General features: G+C 34.2%; 22 protein-coding genes. 9 read left to right on the top strand and 13 right to left on the bottom strand.

The features are described from left to right. Nucleotides 1-22: 22 nt before the first annotated feature. Genes EKM79_RS07010 through EKM79_RS07000 form a run of 3 tightly spaced genes read right to left on the bottom strand, consistent with a single transcriptional unit; the run spans nt 23 to nt 632 of the window. Nucleotides 23-217 (bottom strand): hypothetical protein, encoded by a 195-nt coding sequence (locus EKM79_RS07010; protein WP_125567282.1) that lies wholly within the window; start codon nt 215-217, stop codon nt 23-25. Continuing rightward, nucleotides 192-362, bottom strand: a complete 171-nt coding sequence (locus EKM79_RS07005; protein WP_125567280.1) for a helix-turn-helix domain-containing protein — start codon at nt 360-362, stop codon at nt 192-194. Before EKM79_RS07005 ends, EKM79_RS07010 begins: the two co-directional genes overlap by 26 nt. A 15-nt stretch (nt 363-377) precedes the next feature. Then, nucleotides 378-632 carry a hypothetical protein gene (locus tag EKM79_RS07000; protein ID WP_125567278.1) on the bottom strand — a complete coding sequence of 85 codons (255 nt, stop codon included), beginning with the start codon at nt 630-632 and terminating at the stop codon, nt 378-380. A 180-nt stretch (nt 633-812) separates the two neighbouring features. Between EKM79_RS07000 and EKM79_RS06995 the strand changes: the two genes are divergently transcribed. After that, the gene (locus EKM79_RS06995; RefSeq protein ID WP_125567276.1) at nt 813-1070 is read left to right on the top strand and encodes a hypothetical protein; all 258 of its coding nucleotides are present in this window, start codon (nt 813-815) and stop codon (nt 1068-1070) included. 85 nt (nt 1071-1155) lie between these two features. Here EKM79_RS06995 and EKM79_RS12480 read toward each other — a convergent pair whose 3' ends face one another. The 4 genes from EKM79_RS12480 to EKM79_RS06980 are packed head-to-tail and all read right to left on the bottom strand — an operon-like array spanning nt 1156 to nt 2620. Further along, a complete protein-coding gene (locus tag EKM79_RS12480) occupies nt 1156-1281 on the bottom strand; it encodes a hypothetical protein (protein ID WP_274596047.1) in 126 nt (41 codons plus the stop codon). Nucleotides 1282-1294: 13 nt separating this feature from the next. Beyond that, nucleotides 1295-1618, bottom strand: coding sequence for a DUF771 domain-containing protein (locus tag EKM79_RS06990; RefSeq protein ID WP_125567274.1), 324 nt, complete (start codon nt 1616-1618; stop codon nt 1295-1297). 3 nt (nt 1619-1621) lie between these two features. Further along, a complete protein-coding gene (locus EKM79_RS06985; RefSeq protein ID WP_125567272.1) occupies nt 1622-2398 on the bottom strand; it encodes a phage antirepressor in 777 nt (258 codons plus the stop codon). An 18-nt stretch (nt 2399-2416) separates the two neighbouring features. Further along, a complete protein-coding gene (locus EKM79_RS06980) occupies nt 2417-2620 on the bottom strand; it encodes a helix-turn-helix domain-containing protein (RefSeq protein ID WP_125567270.1) in 204 nt (67 codons plus the stop codon). A gap of 275 nt (nt 2621-2895) precedes the next feature. Between EKM79_RS06980 and EKM79_RS06975 the strand changes: the two genes are divergently transcribed. The 4 genes from EKM79_RS06975 to EKM79_RS06960 all read left to right on the top strand — a co-directional run bounded on the left by EKM79_RS06975 (nt 2896) and on the right by EKM79_RS06960 (nt 5565). Continuing rightward, nucleotides 2896-3222 carry a helix-turn-helix domain-containing protein gene (locus EKM79_RS06975; RefSeq protein ID WP_057766040.1) on the top strand — a complete coding sequence of 109 codons (327 nt, stop codon included), beginning with the start codon at nt 2896-2898 and terminating at the stop codon, nt 3220-3222. Continuing rightward, on the top strand, nt 3215-3619 hold the full coding sequence (locus tag EKM79_RS06970; protein WP_125567268.1) for an ImmA/IrrE family metallo-endopeptidase: 405 nt from the start codon (nt 3215-3217) through the stop codon (nt 3617-3619). The genes EKM79_RS06975 and EKM79_RS06970 overlap by 8 nt, the downstream gene beginning before the upstream one ends. Nucleotides 3620-3678: 59 nt before the next feature. Further along, nucleotides 3679-4308 carry a hypothetical protein gene (locus tag EKM79_RS06965; protein WP_125567266.1) on the top strand — a complete coding sequence of 210 codons (630 nt, stop codon included), beginning with the start codon at nt 3679-3681 and terminating at the stop codon, nt 4306-4308. Between the two features lie 126 nt (nt 4309-4434). Next, nucleotides 4435-5565: a tyrosine-type recombinase/integrase gene (locus EKM79_RS06960; protein ID WP_164506032.1), complete on the top strand. Its 1131-nt coding sequence runs from the start codon at nt 4435-4437 to the stop codon at nt 5563-5565. Between the two features lie 209 nt (nt 5566-5774). Here the strand turns inward: EKM79_RS06960 and EKM79_RS06955 are convergent, their stop codons facing one another. The 6 genes from EKM79_RS06955 to EKM79_RS06935 form a co-directional block, all read right to left on the bottom strand. After that, the gene (locus EKM79_RS06955) at nt 5775-7538 is read right to left on the bottom strand and encodes a hypothetical protein (RefSeq protein WP_125567262.1); all 1764 of its coding nucleotides are present in this window, start codon (nt 7536-7538) and stop codon (nt 5775-5777) included. 23 nt (nt 7539-7561) lie between these two features. Further along, nucleotides 7562-7942 (bottom strand): VOC family protein, encoded by a 381-nt coding sequence (locus EKM79_RS06950; RefSeq protein WP_125567260.1) that lies wholly within the window; start codon nt 7940-7942, stop codon nt 7562-7564. 85 nt (nt 7943-8027) lie between these two features. Next, entirely contained in the window at nt 8028-8177 is a 150-nt protein-coding gene (locus EKM79_RS12405; protein ID WP_281273215.1) for a DUF5945 family protein, read from the bottom strand. 164 nt (nt 8178-8341) lie between these two features. Next, complete coding sequence (locus EKM79_RS06945) at nt 8342-10114, bottom strand: oleate hydratase (protein WP_125567258.1); 1773 nt, start codon at nt 10112-10114, stop codon at nt 8342-8344. A 236-nt stretch (nt 10115-10350) separates the two neighbouring features. After that, a complete protein-coding gene (locus EKM79_RS06940) occupies nt 10351-11175 on the bottom strand; it encodes an aldo/keto reductase (protein ID WP_125567256.1) in 825 nt (274 codons plus the stop codon). Nucleotides 11176-11360: 185 nt separating this feature from the next. Next, entirely contained in the window at nt 11361-12479 is a 1119-nt protein-coding gene (locus EKM79_RS06935) for a serine hydrolase domain-containing protein (protein WP_125567253.1), read from the bottom strand. 184 nt (nt 12480-12663) lie between these two features. Between EKM79_RS06935 and EKM79_RS06930 the strand changes: the two genes are divergently transcribed. The 4 genes from EKM79_RS06930 (at nt 12664) to glyA (ending at nt 16346) form a co-directional block, all read left to right on the top strand. After that, entirely contained in the window at nt 12664-13212 is a 549-nt protein-coding gene (locus EKM79_RS06930) for a LemA family protein (protein ID WP_125567251.1), read from the top strand. Between the two features lie 11 nt (nt 13213-13223). Continuing rightward, complete coding sequence (gene htpX / locus EKM79_RS06925) at nt 13224-14141, top strand: zinc metalloprotease HtpX (RefSeq protein WP_125567249.1); 918 nt, start codon at nt 13224-13226, stop codon at nt 14139-14141. Nucleotides 14142-14284: 143 nt separating this feature from the next. Further along, complete coding sequence (locus tag EKM79_RS06920; RefSeq protein ID WP_125567247.1) at nt 14285-15103, top strand: DNA/RNA non-specific endonuclease; 819 nt, start codon at nt 14285-14287, stop codon at nt 15101-15103. Nucleotides 15104-15116: 13 nt separating this feature from the next. After that, nucleotides 15117-16346: a serine hydroxymethyltransferase gene (gene glyA, locus EKM79_RS06915; RefSeq protein ID WP_125567246.1), complete on the top strand. Its 1230-nt coding sequence runs from the start codon at nt 15117-15119 to the stop codon at nt 16344-16346. The last annotated feature ends 83 nt before the right edge of the window (nt 16347-16429 follow it).

Raw genomic sequence — 16429 nt, 5'->3', positions numbered from 1 at the left:
TAAATATTATTTCTCTGTGCTCTTAGCCATAGGCGTGGTTAAGAGTTTTTTTGTATTCTGAAAGTCTAGCTTCAGCTTCATGCTTCTGTCTGACTACTATCCAGTAATCATGCATAATGTTTGAATACAGGTTTTCGTGGTGTGCTATTCGATCTCTGAATATTTCCCACTGGTACCTTGCATAATATGCATCAGTTATCACGTCTATTGCGTTCATTGCTGTAACCTCCTAAATATTCCATTGATACTTTAAAAATCTGTGCTAACGTGTGGAAATCATTGATCGGTGGATTTGCATATCCACGCTCCCACTTTGTTTGTGTCCAATGATTTTCTTTACGTAGCTCTTTAATTCGGTTCATGTGCTCACCTCCCTTCTATGAGTAGTATTGTTCAAAAGCTTTTTGCACGTCTTCTCTAGCTCTTATCTGCTCATTTCTTAAAACATCTAATCTGCAATCCATACGTTCAATTTGAGAACTATAGGCATCTCGATCATCTTTGTTTAATGTGGCATCTCTTATCTCTAGTAATTCACCGATTGATCCGTTAGCATATCCAACTGATTCACTAGCTTTACTAAATTGATCAAGTGCTTCGTTGATTGCTAATATGTCTTTATTAATAGTCATTCGTTTTCCTCCGTTAATTTATCGTCAACCATGACATCATAAGGTTCACAATCGCCATTTGGATCATAATCGGCGTCAGTTTTAATTTCTAAGTTGTCCATTTAAATTTCTCCTTCTTTGATATAATTTTTCTTGAGAAAGGAAGTGATAATAATGGAAAATATTCATATTAATAACAATGTGAACGCTCAGAAAGCATTAGACACTGCAATGTCTAAAACATTAAGAGAATTTAAGTTCAATGAAACAGATCATCAATTAGTTAATCCGACTGCAACAGAACTAATTGATAAGTTTTTAAAAGTTAATTCCGATGCCCTAACTTCTTTACTTTTAGATAATTTCAAAGCTTCATTGCATGAAGAATTTTACTTAGATTCTTGTAAACAAGTTGCAGAACATTATGGTTTAAAGGAATCGATGTTTGACCAGAAATAATTGAACCTTTGAACCTTACGTTTTTTAAAGTTATCTCATCACCACATGAGATGGCTTTTTTTAATGCACTCATAACATCCCTCCTTTACATATAGAAATCTGTATATTTTTTTAGCCACTTTTTTAATCCACCAGCCTTAGTAAGCTGGTAAGTCACGAACCAGACTAAGATTGGTAACCATATAATCATTGGTACTGGAATACTTCTCATAAAACTTTGCTCCTTAAGAATTAATTTCAGCAAAATTATCTTCCATAAATTTTTTGAATCGTTTCGGCTCAAAGCTCCAATAACGTCCATCATCTAAATCGGAATAGTGAACGAAACCACCATTTTTGGAATCTAAAATCTTTTTAAACTTGGGAACATACAAGATTTTTTGTTTGAACCAATCCATTTTGTGGTTGTATCGTTGTTCAATGTCTTTAGAAGTCCACCAACGCCCATCATCTTTTAACGATTGGTATTCATTAAATTCTGCAGTTGAAATAATGACATGATCATCTGGTACTTCAATCACAATTTCAGCCTTAATAGTTTGTGGCATTGGCTAGACCTCCATAAGTTGTTCAATCATAGGATAAATATTGTGCTGTTTAAGAACTTCATATAGTCCCAAACGTCCTTTTTGAGTCCACTTAGTGTTTAAAACAGCCTTTTCAGTTCCATCTTTTCGTTTGACCATCGTTGTATCTGAATGAGTCCAACCGTTATGTTGATATTTAGAATAAAGTAACCACGTTTTACCTTGTTTATATTGAATTCCAAGTTCATGAAGTTTGGCATTCATTTCTCTACCACTCATCCCGTAATCTTTAGCAATGATAGTTATAGTTACTAATGATGGATTAGCGAGAACTTTGTCATAATAAGTAACTTTTGGTCTGTCTTCCGCAACTTGCTGTTCAGCAATCAACCTACCCTCACGTTCTGTCTTAAGCTGTGTAGCTAATTTGATTAAATAATCTGGATCAGTTAACGTTTGTTCAATTGCGGAATCAGTTAAGTAAGCACCATGCTTTCTGATAGTGGGTAAAACTTCTGATGTAACCCAACGTTTGAATTCTTTTGCAGCCGGTAATTTACTAGAAAGAATTAAACTATATAACCCCGATTCGTTAATAACTGTTTGTTCACGTAATTGACCTGCGGTACTGATTTGGTACTTCAGCTTATCGTCATCATCTACATGTTTATTTATATCTCGGCTTCCATTTTTATAGCCAAGAATGTCAGCCACATCTTTACCCACAAAATAAGGTTTGCTGTCAATTTGCACTGTCCGTACATTGTTTCCTTTAAAATTAAATTCTTGTAAGTTGTTCATTATTTCTCGCCTTCTTTTTTATAGATTTAAAACTCGTGCTACTTGTTCACGTAGTTCACGTGACTTAGGTGTCATGTCGCCTTTAATAGCTCTATTCAATTGTTGTGGATTAGCATGAATTAATTCAGCTAACTCTTTTTGAGTCATATCTCGATTAAGCAATGCGACCTTAATTGAACGCTCAACGTCATGTGCTACCTTTGCGAATTGTTGTTCTGGCATGTAATCAACTCCTTTACTGTTATTTGTTTATCAAGTTGTTGACAGTAATAACACAGTTGTGTACTATAAAGGCATAGCAAATAAACCTTTATTAACGTTTGTTGATTCCTGCTCGCCAAAGCTTATCAACAACCGCTTGTGTTTTTGTTGCTCAATTACTTGATGAATTAATAATAACACAGTTGTGTAATTTGTAAATACTTTTGTGTAATTTGTAAATACTTTTGTGTAATTTTACTGTATTGTTTTTTCATCGAACGTGGAGAAGGACCGATATGACAACGTTTGAAAGAATTAAAAAAGTTTCTAAAGAAAGAGGACTTACTTTAAAACAAGTCGCTGAAAAATCTGGAATGAGTACCAACGCTATTTATAGGTACAATCAAGGAGTAAATCCTAAGTACGATTCATTGAGAGCAATCGCAAATACTTTAGGTGTGACCGTTGAATATCTTACTGGTGAGACATCTGATACCGATAAGAAAAAACAAGTTGACCTTGCCGATAATGATGTGATTATGACGTTTGAAGGACGTCCAATACCACCTGAAGATATTGAATTAATGAAACGCTTATTGCGTGGAGGGGAAAAGAATGATTAATGACATAATGGCTTCTTTAATGAATAAAGCCATGGACTTTGGCTATAGTGTCATAGTCGATAATAGATTTTCTAGCCGTACACCATCTGCTGTTAATCCGTATACAAAAACAATCGTAGTTAACGGAAGTTGGCACGACCCAGAACAATTGCCACTTCAGCTAGCCCATGAAATGGGACATCTTATAAATAAAGATGATTCCAACTGTTTGTACTTCTCTCCTTCTAAATACGGAATTGAAGGACGAGCAAATGTACAGGCAATCAAATTATTGTTGCCCTATTATACGTATGAAAAACGGATAGAAGAATTTAACAGTATTGATTTTATGAGAGCATTTAAAATACCACAGTATTTAGAATCAGTTGTTAATGAAGAATTTTACAAGAATTATTAATTTTAAGTCCAACAAGCTGAACGACTTTAAAAGCTGAAAATGTTATTGGAGGAATAGATATGGTTAAGGGAAAGAAAGAAGATAGCAATAAGAAGAAACCCTTTTATAAAAGGATTTGGTTTTGGGTTATTGTGGTCCTTGCATTATGGGCTTATGGCAGTTTAAATCCGTCAAAAGATAATAGTGCAAGTAGTAATAAATCCACTACTAAGCAGGAAACTGTGAAACCTAAGGCTAAAGTAAAACCAAAAGAAAAAAAAGAGACACTACCATTAAAATTGACAAGTGACACTTATAAAAAAGCTATTGTCAATAATTCACCAGATGTTAAATACGAAAATATATCAATATCACCTGATGATAGTGGAAAAAATGTTGCGGTTGTTAATTTCAAACTCAAATCTGCAATCACTGAAAAAATGGCCGTTCGTGGAATCCTTATGGAAATGACCGACATTTTAAAAACAACAAAGCAAAAATTTGATTATAACCAATTATCAAATATTGAAATATTTGCAAAGTTACCAATGACAGATTCGGGTGGCAATACAAAAGATGAAATTGTAGCCACTGCTAAAATTAATGGTTCAAAACTGAATGATTTAAATGTTAAAAACTTTGATTCTACTAAGATACCAGTATTCGTTGATGAATATTGGCAAAGTGAATCATTGCCTAAAATTAATTAAATTAAAAAAAAAAGCCATATCCCTCACCGACCAAAGTAGATGGGATATGACTTAAACGAAATCTATACTAAATGGGACTACTGTACCCTTTTAGCTCCTTTAGTATACCATACTGGAGGAATACTCATGGAAGTATATAAACGTGGCAAAACTTGGACGTATAGAGTCAAATACTATGATTCTGAAGGTAAACGTAAATCAATATCTAAATCTGGATTTTCCACTTCAAAAGAAGCTAAAATAGCAGGTATTGATGTAGAGACGAAACACCTTCAGTCAGGCATTTCAAAAAAAGAAAATGTTTCATTTGTAGCTTATTCAAAAGAATGGATAGAAACTTATAAAAAAGGAAATATTACTGAGCATAGCTATTATATATATTCTTTAATACCCGTTGAAATTGAAAATCATTTTAAAGATACAAAATTAAAAGATGTTACCAAAATGGGATATCAAAAGATGCTTAACACGTATGGTAAAACTCACGTCAAAGAGAGCATATCTAAATTAAATAGTCGAATTCGGGCAATTGTTCAAGATGCTATTCAAGAACGTATTATTTATACTGACTTTACTCACGGCGTTACTATAGCAAGTCAAAAAGCAAGTAAACCTGAGGAAGCCAAATACATCAATGAAAATGATGCTAAAGCCTTAAAATCAGATTGTTTAAAACATGCTTCAATGAATAAGATGGTTAATTATGAGATAATATTTTCATTAATGACTGGATGTCGTATTGGTGAAGTTTCTGGATTGACATGGGATAATGTTCATTTTAAAAAGAAAACTGTTTATATTAAACATGGATTTGATTATTCAAAAGTTCAGGATTTCAAAAAGGTAAAAACTGAAACTTCTGATCGTGAAATTGCTATTTCAAATTCACTCATAACAATACTTAAACAACTAAAAAAAGAACAACAAGAGCTATTTTTAAAAAAGGGATACAGAGACGAACAGAATCTAGTATTCAAAAATTCTAATTTTAATATCATTTCTGATAGTGCTGCCAATCAGGCTTTATCGGATAAATTAAAAAAACTGGAGATATTACCTATTATCACTTTCCATGGATTACGACATACACACGCATCAATTCTAATTTCTCACGGCGTAGATATAGCTTATGTCTCTCAAAGATTAGGTCACAAGAATATAGCTATAACTTTAAGCACTTATGCTCACCTTCTTCAAAATGGTAAGAAAGAACAAGAAGAAAAAACTAACCAAATATTAGATGAAAACTTAGGATGATATTTTGGGGCACAAATAGGGCACAAACAAGTTAGAAAGTCAGTGATACCAGTCTTTTAGGTCGCCTATATATTCCCATACGGGTGATAGTTTGTGAATTATTGTAATACTAGTAAAGCCGTAAGCCTTGTGTTTGCGGCTTTTTTAGTATCTAATTTAATTGTGAATTCCAAAAAAATGCTATTAGCAAAATCGCTAATAGCACTTTTTTAAAGATTCTTATTGTTAATATCTTTAACAACAACAACCGTCTTACCATCTTTATATCCAGTAAAACTAACTTCATCTCCGCTTTGAACAAACATATTTCGAGGATAATCCTTGATTGAAGCATAGAAGACATTTTCTTTATCATTCATCAGAAAGGCAACTTCACTATTATTAACTTTGACAACACGCTTAATAGTGCCACCAAACTTCTGCTTCTTACCTGAGTATGAAGAACTTGCTGTACCCAAGTCAGAATTGAATAAATTACGATATTTTTGCAAAGTAGACTTAGCATCAGTTCCCACAGCAACAGTATCTTGAGTACCATTACCATTTGCTAACAGATAAACATATGACATGAAAGCACCATTATCATCAATCATCGAAACGACCCAAGTAGGCTTACCATCGATACGATATAGCAGCGGCATATTAGCCTTCCATTGTGTCTGTTTCATCCGATTTTCGGCCAAACTATCAGCACGATTAGGTGTCATTGCGTCTGCCTCTTCACGATAATAATAAGTCTTGCCCGTCTTAGCATTAACGTACATGTAGCCTAGAACTGACGTCTGTTTCTTATTATTACTTGTCATTGAAGTAAAGTAATAAATATCCTTCTTATAGGCAATCGGTGTAAAGATGTCATCTTTACCCTCAGTACCAACGTTATCAACTGACTTCATAACTCCTAAACGCGAACCACCGAATCCATGCGCATTCCACCAACCGTTACGTTCAGTCGCATAAGAATAAATCTTGTCACTTGCAATATTAGGATCAAAAGTAACATCGATCCATTTTGGTTGTTCACCTTGTTTATAAATATTTACTTTACCAGTGACTGAATCTAAAACAGCTACATAAATTTTTCGATAATTCTTTCGTTGAGACATCCCATATTGCTTGTACAAAGTTTGCACATAATAAGGATGCCCTGATTCATTGATTTCAAGTTGTGGCGCATTACCAGAAATAACTAAACCGCGTCCAACGATTGAAGCATAAATTCTTCGACCAGCATCATGCCCAAAGTATGCCGAAGGAGTATATTTCATACTCTTACTGATGAATTTTGGTTTAGCATTTTTAGAAGTCGCATCAACAATAAAGTAACCAGGCACCTTTTTATAATGGTTGTATCTAAAGAACGAACCATCAAAGTCCAATGGTGCAACATACACTAACTTATCGTGATAAAACTGAACTCGCGCGTGATTCAACGAGTAAACATTTGAATCTGGAACATTCGACAACGAATTTTGCATTTGATTTCGGACAGTCTTATATGAATTAACAACTGGAACTTCTTTACTTTTTGAATTAATAAGTGGCATCGGCGCAGTTTTCGTCGTTGAATTCTCAGTCACATCAGTAATTTTAGCAACTGACTTAGTCGTTGCATAACCAGCTATAATAATCACAACTATTACAACTCCTAATGACAGGGCAGAACCCACTGCGGTAAACAAAAGTTTCCCTTCAAATTTATGTGTTGAGCGTTTTGAAATAGCTAAAACAACACCATGCAAAGCCGCTGATATAGCTAGCATCAATAGGTTGTTCTCTAAAACTGATTTCCAAGTTTGATCAGGTCCAATAAAATAAACAACAAACAAAGAAACCAAGAACAAAGCTATCTGAATTGCAATATGTAACTGTACCCCTAATTTGGAGTTTTTATTCTTGACCAAAGCATACACAAATGGAAAATACGATAATACTGTAAATTCAAGTGTTAGTAATATAAATAGTAAAAACATGCTTCATCCCCCATAACTAAAATTTATTCTGCTTCATAAACCATCCATTGATAATTATCCCTATCTTTCAAGAGCATATACAACATGCCTTCGTATGATTCCTTAGTAATTGGAATAATCAATTCTAATCCTGCATCAACCGCAGCATCCTTAGTTCTTTCAATATCATCAACAATCACGTTTACCCACATTGATTCTGGGGTACTAGTTGGAGTTTTAAAGCCCACCTCTTCATTTTTACTTAAAAAATGAATGTGCATTCCCTCCATATCGACCAAGACAGTATCATTTTCCTTGACAGTACTTTGAATTTCTAAAATCTCAACCTTAAATACTTTTTCAAAAGTCTTAACTGATGTCAACGCATCAGAAACTACCATATCCAATTCAATTCCTTTTCTCATGGCTCTCCTCTAAATAATTTGTCGTGGTTTAAGTGTAACAAAAAAGTGGTGATTCTCAACTAGGAGAATCACCACTTTCATTTATCTATGCACTTTTCTTAATCAATTTATTAACGGCCTCTTCGATCGATTTACCGCATGCAGAAACTTTTTTATTGTTTTTCTCTACGACGGTAAACAGATGCTTCTTTTTGTCCATTGAAACAGAATATTTTTTCATATTGTTTACCTCCACGTTCGAATTTTTAACTCTTTACTATACTAGCTTTATCGAGAATGTCAAGTTTACACTTGATAACTGTAGTTTACGACCTTCAGAAGCCTTTGATTAGTTATTTGCCTAAACAATACAAAAAAGCAACCTCGCTTGAGGTTGCTTTAACTAAAAATGATTATATATTATAGAAGCTTTGCTTCTTTCATCAATTCTTCAATATAAGTTCCATGAATCTTTTCAAGAACTTGCTTTTCTACTATACGATCTTTAAATGGCAGTTTGATATCCTTCAAGCCCTTTTGATCATTCAAGTAGTATGCAGCTTTCATCAATACACGTGTATCGAAGGCTGAAGCAAATACCTCAGGGACACCACGATCAACGTCTAACAATGTGTAGACAGCTTCCATAGCCGTACGTACTGAATATTCAGTTGTAAAGACTGTGTCACGTTCAGTTTCAGAGAAGTTGCCTATGAATGCCAAGTTCTTAGATCCTTCTGGCACTACTAATGGACAATCTCCAATCTTTCTAGGCATAAAGTACGAAGTGATATATGGCATATGTGCTGGAATAGTACTTGCATGATTTTCTGCAATATCCTTGATCTTATCAGTAGGAACACCAATGTGATACAACCATTCTTCACATAGTTCCTCACCACTACACTCAGTAATCTTCTTATTTACGAAGTTACCAGGTTTATCTGAGAATAATCCATATACCCAAACAACTAATTCATTAGGTTTTTGTGCCTTAAAGTGTGGTTGACGACTAATTGAATATCCATATAGCCAATTCGAATCCTTAATACTTACAGGGCCGCTAGTTACGATGGAGCCACTATGTGGATTTTTTTTACTGATCTTTTCAATATATGGAACAGCTTCATCATCTGTCAAAGTAATTGTTCCGGAAATAACCCAATTTGCTTCTGGAATATTTTTACAGAACTTATCAGGATTACCAAAAGCTGGATCTTGCTTAGCTAAGTTCTCCCAAAGCCTCCAACTATCACCCAACTCATGTTCTGTTGGTGCTGGATGTGTTTGATCACCGTATGTTGTACTTTCAGTAATCGAACCGTTAGTTACAAAGACCAAATCATTTACTGTCAAGTCAACAGATGTGTCCTTGCCATCAGTTGTCTTTACTAACTTCTTAGCAACCTTTTCATTATTGGAAGTGTCTACTTCAACATTTTCAACATGAGTATTGTATTCGAAGTGTACTCCTTTGCCTTCTAGGAATTTAACGATTGGCAAAATCAAAGATTCATATTGATTATATTTTGTAAATCTCAATGATGACAAGTTAGGTAACGAATCGATATGATGAACAAATCTCATCAAATAACGTCTCATTTCCATGGCACTTGCCCATGGTTCAAAGGCAAACATAGTTGACCAATATAGCCAGAAGTTTGACTTAAAGAACTCATCTGTAAATACTTCGTCAATTCTCTTATCATTAAGATCTTTTTCAGGTGTTAATACCAAATGTAACAATTCTTCAACTGCCTTTGGTGTCAAAGTTAATTTATCAGGTGTATCAATATCCTTACCTTGATTTTGGATAGCTCTACCCTTTGAATAACTTGGATCTTTCTTATTCAACCAATAGAATTCATCAAGAATAGATACATCAGGATTTTCAAGTGTCGGAATGGATCTGAATAAATCCCAAAGTGTTTCGAAATGTGGTTCCATCTCTCTACCACCTCGAATAATATAACCTTTTTGTTCGTTCCAAATTCCATCCATACTTCCACCGGGAAGTCCTAATTCTTCAAGAACATGAATTTTATCACCTTTCATTTGACCATCACGTACAAGGAACGTTGCTGCAGCCAATCCAGCTAATCCAGAACCAACAATGTATGCCGACTTGTTGTCAACACCTTCTGGCTTCATTGGATGTGCAAATGCTTCATAATTACCGTTACTTCTATACATAAGAACCACCTCTTGAATTATGATTAACACGTTTTGTAAGTATTTACACATACAATATAGTTCTCATACCTTAAAACTACAATAAAAATATATGAATATTTTGATTCTATTTTTGAGTAATTATTTATTACTTTTTGACCTGCATTTTTGCCACAAAAAAGAACAGAATTAGATATTAACTCTGCTCTCTAAATAACTAATTATTAACAACAATCAATTTATTGAATCGTTAAAGACTAAAATTCTTCATATTCAGCAGGATCTTGATTATTAACTCTTCCGTTAACTTTTGTCAAAGCATTAATTCTCTGCATGTCCTCATCAGAAATGCTGAAATCAAAAATATCAATATTATCCATCTGTCTATTTGGATTAGCTGACTTAGGAATCGGTAAAGTATCAATTTGATGTTCCCATCTTAAAATAATTTGTCCAACTGACTTATTATATTTATTAGCCAACTCAATCAAATTAGGATCCTTTAAAACTGAACTAGCACGCCCCAATGGACTCCAATCCATGGTAACAATACCATGCTCTGAATCATACTTACGCATTTCTTTTTGATTAAAATATGGATGTAACTCAATTTGATTAATTGCTGGTATAACACCAGTCTCCTTCTCTAGTCGATCAAGATGTTCTGGCAAGAAATTGCAGACACCAATTGATTTTACAAGTCCAAACTTTTGAGCATCAATTAGAGCATTCCATGCTTCTACATACATATCACGCTTGGGATTTGGCCAATGCAATAGATAGATATCAAAATAATCCAAGTGCGCACGATAGAGTGACTCCTGAATTCTTTCAATTGCATCGTCGTAATGATAATAACGGCCAGGCAATTTTGATGTCACTGTTAATTCAGTACGTGGAATTGGTGTACGCTCAATTGCATGACCAACCGCACCCTCATTTTCATAGTTATATGCAGTATCTAGCATACGATATCCATTATTGATTGCTGAAACTATGCTTTGAGAACCCTTATTGCCATTTAGTTTGTATGTTCCAAAACCAATTTCTGGGATCATTTGACCATCATTTAATTTATACATTAATAAAACCTCCCTAATGAATAAGCTACACCAATTAAAAAAAATCCACAAAAAAAGACCTTCCATCAATCCGTGACAGAAAGTCTTGAAAGTTATCTTACAGTAAATCTTTGGAATGTATAAGATAACCCTTAAGCAGGTAGGCTACCTGCTCTATTAATAATACACGTTTCATAGATAAATAGCTAATTATTATTTAACATGCTATAAATTTGTGATGCTGTTGGCTTAATATCTGCAGCCAATCTTTGATAATTTTCTAGAACAACTACTGAATCCTTACCATTATCTGAAATATGAACTACTGTCTGAAACCCGTATCCCCAACCATTAGCAAATTTATTGTTATTTCCATTGTAGAAGCCACCACCATAAGAACTGCTACTGCCAGACTTAAATAATTCTTTTTTAGATTTTTTCGATAACATAGTACCCGAAACTATATAGTGCTCAGCTTTATATAAATCCATCGCACTCATATAAACCTGCCCTGTTCCCAATTCATCATATGTATAATAACGATTGGTTCTAAAAGCATTATGATAATTTGCTCTTGGGGATAGAGGATCAACATTGCTATATCCTGCAGCTTTTTCAATTTGAGGTGATCTATCATATGCAAAAATGGTATGCTTCAATTTTAATTTATCAATATAAGCTTTTGTAAACAAATAGCGATAAGATTTCCCAGTTACCTTTTCTAGCACACCACTCAACAAATTATAATTAATTGGTGAATAAAACCATCTATTATAGTAAATTCTAGAAAAATGTAACTTTTTTATATCGTTATTCAAAATGTGATCATCTGACATAACTGAATCTGGGCCTATTTGATTTGACATTACCAATCCAGATTTCATATCGAGCATTTGACGAATTGTTATTTTCTTACTGCCTGGTACATCGGGATAAAACTTAGATAATTTATCACTTAATTTCAATTTACCCTTTTCCACTTGTTTCATTAAAAGAGCAGCCGTCAAAGCCTTTTGTATTGAATCTATTTCATAAGCTGTATGTTCAGTATTCATACGTCCCTTAGCAAAGTTAGCATAGCCTCGGCTAGTTTGATAAAGAACTTTTCCATCTTTAATAACTAAAATAGTCCCCGAAAAATCCTTTTGAGTTAACAAATTGTCTACTTTACTGGCAAATTCATCTTGATCAATATTCTCACTCACATCAGTCGACTCATTTGCACCAGTTGTATCATCTGCACTAATAGAACTTATAGGCAGTGTTGGGATTAATATAGTAGTACAAAGAAATGAGATCAACCATACTTTAATTCTATTTTTCATAGGCGTACCTCTCAAAGAATTACTTTATAATTATATTTCTTTTATGAATCAAATTATAAATTATTTTAAATAAATCAAATAGTGATAAAGTCTAAATATCCAATTTGTCAATAAGTTTGAAATATAGGTTGTTATATGTAGATATGGTAAAATTGGTGTTAATAAAAGTTCAAAGGAGAAATTTATGACCACAATAATTATTGTTGTTATTATAGTTTTACTTGTGATTGCATATGCTGCAATGTACAACGGCCTAGTTAAATACCGTAATCGTGCACGAGAATTCAGTTCACAAATTGATGTTCAATTGAAACGACGCACAGACTTGATTCCAAATCTAGTCGAAACAGTAAAGGGATATGCTACTCACGAAAAAGAGACGCTTTCTAAAGTGGTTGAGCTAAGAAACAGCGTTGCTAATGCTGACTCACTACAAGAAAAAGTAGATGCTGATAACCAATTGACTGGTGTATTAAGACAAGTGTTTGCTCTTGCAGAAAATTATCCTGACTTAAAAGCTAATCAAGAATTCGGCAAATTAATGGAAGAATTGTCTAATACAGAAAATAAAGTTGCTTACGCACGCCAAGCATACAACAGTCAAGTTCAGGCATATGATACTGCACTTGAAACATTTCCAAGAAATATTGTTGCAAAAATTCATGGATTTAAAGAAATGGACTTCTTGCAAATTCCTGAAGCGGAAAAAGAAGCCCCTAAAGTTAAATTCTAGGGAGTTAAATTATGATCTACCAGCAAATTGATAGGAATAAACGTAAAACATATTTAATTTTTACAATTTTCTTCATTATTTTGGCTGGTATTGGAAGCTTCATTGGCGAATTCTTTATGGACAATATTTGGGGTGGCATTATAATTGCTTTAATTGTTGCCCTAGTTTATACACTGATAACTTACTTTCAATCTACCAGTATTGTAATGCAAATGAATGGTGCCAAAAAACTAAATTCAGCTGAAGAGGCCCCCGACTTATGGCACATTGTTGAGGATCTATCAATGGTCGCAAATATTCCTTTACCCGATATTTATATCATCAAGGATGACAGTCCTAATGCCTTTGCAACCGGACGAGATCCAGAACATGCCGCCGTGGCCGTAACAAGTGGATTGTACAAAATGATGAACCGTGAGGAACTTGAAGGTGTTCTTGCACATGAAATATCCCACGTTAAAAACTATGACATTCGTGTTTCAACAATTTCACTAGCGCTATCTTCCGCAATCATTTTTCTTAGTTATCTAATTGGTAATGCGTATCGTTTCGTATTACCATTTGACCGCGATGACAGAGATTCTAATAATGGTGGTTGGTTCGCGATTCGAGCCGCACTATGGCTAATTGGAATTATATTTATGATTCTAGGTCCTTTTATTGCAAGCTTAGTCCAGTTAGCTGTGTCTCGTAATCGTGAATATCTTGCCGATGTATCTGGTGCTGAATTGACTCGTAATCCTCAAGGATTGATAAATGCCTTGGAAAAATTAAAAGCAAGTACAAAACCGATGAAAAAAGTTGACGATGCCAGTTCCGCACTATATATTGATGACCCAAATAAGAAGAAAAAACATTTTTCAGGGTTATTCGATACTCACCCACCATTGGATGATCGTATCGAAGCATTGAAAAAGACTTTCATGTGAGATTCAATCCATAATGATTGAATCTTTTTTATTTGAATATCGAATTACTAATTTACCAATGTTCTGGCTAAGAAATACTTCTGTTATATGATAAAATGACAATTGAAGATTTTTTATAAATCTTTGAGTTGAGGGGAAATTTTATGTATATGTTACTACTGACCCTGTTAGGGGTCATTGTTCTATTTACCACATTTATGACGAAACCCAAAAGAAGGGTTCACCGTCGTCTAGTTTCATTAGGATTATTATTAATTGTAGTCGGTGGCTCAGGTATCTACGAAAATTATCAAGGTAATTCTTCCCTATTGGGCGATAATCCTAAACAGGAAGAAAAAACGACAACTAGTTCCACTACCAATCTAGCAAGTCTTAATTACCAAGATTATCACAACCAACAAGAGATCGAAGTTAACAACAATAAGCCTACATTTAATAAGTCAGATTTGAGTATTGCAAATGGTGCATGGCAAAGTTTCGCTAACTTAGATAACTTGAATCGTGCAATTCAAGCAGATGCACTATTAAATAAAAGCTTAATGCCTACTGCCAAACGCGAACCTTTATATGTCAATCCTACAGGCTGGCACAATAAAAGGCTCAAAAGTGGTTGGTTATATAATCGTTCTCATTTGATTGGTTATCAGTTAACCGGTCAAAACAACAATCCTAAGAACTTAATGACAGGCACAAGATCACTAAATTCTCCAGAAATGTTGAAACATGAAAATGACATAGCTTATTATTTGAAACAAAATCCAAGTAATTTCATAAGATATCGTGTCAAACCGATTTATCGAGGAAACGAGTTGGTTGCTAGAGGAGTTCAGATGATGGCTGAGTCACTTGATAGTCAAGGAAATAACGATAATCAAGTTACTTTTAATGTTTACATTTTTAACATAGAAAATGGAGTAACGATTAATTATTCCAATGGTACTAGTGTGGTTAACAATAATTAAGGAGATGTTTTGAATGCAATATAGTTCAGGTGATAAAGAAATTTTTGATTTAATCGGTAAAGAAGAAGATCGTCAAAACCGTAATATCGAATTGATTGCTTCTGAAAATATCGTTTCTGATAACGTTAGAAAAGCTCAAGGTTCTGTTCTAACTAATAAGTATGCTGAGGGATATCCTGGTCGCCGCTACTACGGTGGTTGTGAATACATCGACCAAATTGAAGCTCTAGCAATTGAACGTGCTAAGAAGCTATTCAATGCCGAATATGTAAATGTTCAACCTCATTCAGGTTCTCAAGCAAACGCTGCCGCATATCAAGCAGTATTAAAACCTGGTGATTCAGTTTTAGGTATGGATCTTAACGCTGGTGGACATTTAACCCATGGCTCAAAGGTTAATTTCTCCGGTAAAATGTATCAATTCCACTCATATGGAGTTAATGATGAAGGATTTATTGATTACGATAATGTTCAAAAAATTGCTGAAGAAGTTAAACCTAGACTAATCGTTGCTGGTGCTTCAGCTTACAGTCGTACTATTGATTTCAACAAATTCAGAGAAATTGCTGATTCAGTTGGCGCATTGCTAATGGTTGATATGGCACACATTGCTGGACTAGTGGCGGTCGGACTACACCCTACTCCAGTCGGTGTTGCTGATATTGTTACAACAACAACACATAAGACACTAAGAGGTCCACGTGGTGGAATGATTATTGCTAAGAAAGAACTAGGTAAAAAGATTAATTCAGCAGTATTCCCCGGAACACAAGGTGGACCACTTGAACATGTTATTGCTGCTAAAGCAGTTGCTTTCGGTGAAGATCTACAACCTCAATTTAAAGATTATATTGAGCAAGTTATTAAAAATGCTGCTGCTATGGCAAAAGTTATTAATGATTCAGAAAATTTGTCGGTCCTAACTGGTGGTACTGATAATCATCTTCTTAACGTTGTATTAACCGAAACTGAATTGAATGGTATGGAAGTTCAAGACTTACTTGATAGTATTCATATTACATCTAACAAAGAAGCTATTCCTAATGATCCTTTGCCACCTAAGTACACTTCAGGTCTTCGTTTAGGAACACCAGCTATCACATCTCGTGGCTTTGATGAGGAAGATTGTGCCGAGGTTGCACAAATCATCGTTGAAGCAATCAAATGTCATGATGATGCTGATAAACTAAAAGAATTAGATGCTCGTACAAAGGCACTTACTGATAAGCACCTTATTAAATAAAAAAAAGAGTCTGGGACAAAACTCTAGACTCTAAAAAAAGAACCATCAAAGAAATCTAATGGGATTTCTCTGATGGTTCTTTT

Source organism: Companilactobacillus insicii (assembly GCF_003946015.1).
GTDB classification, from domain to species: domain Bacteria; phylum Bacillota; class Bacilli; order Lactobacillales; family Lactobacillaceae; genus Companilactobacillus; species Companilactobacillus insicii.
Note: the sequence above shows the minus strand (reverse complement) of the source record. Positions and strands in the feature narration are given on the sequence as shown.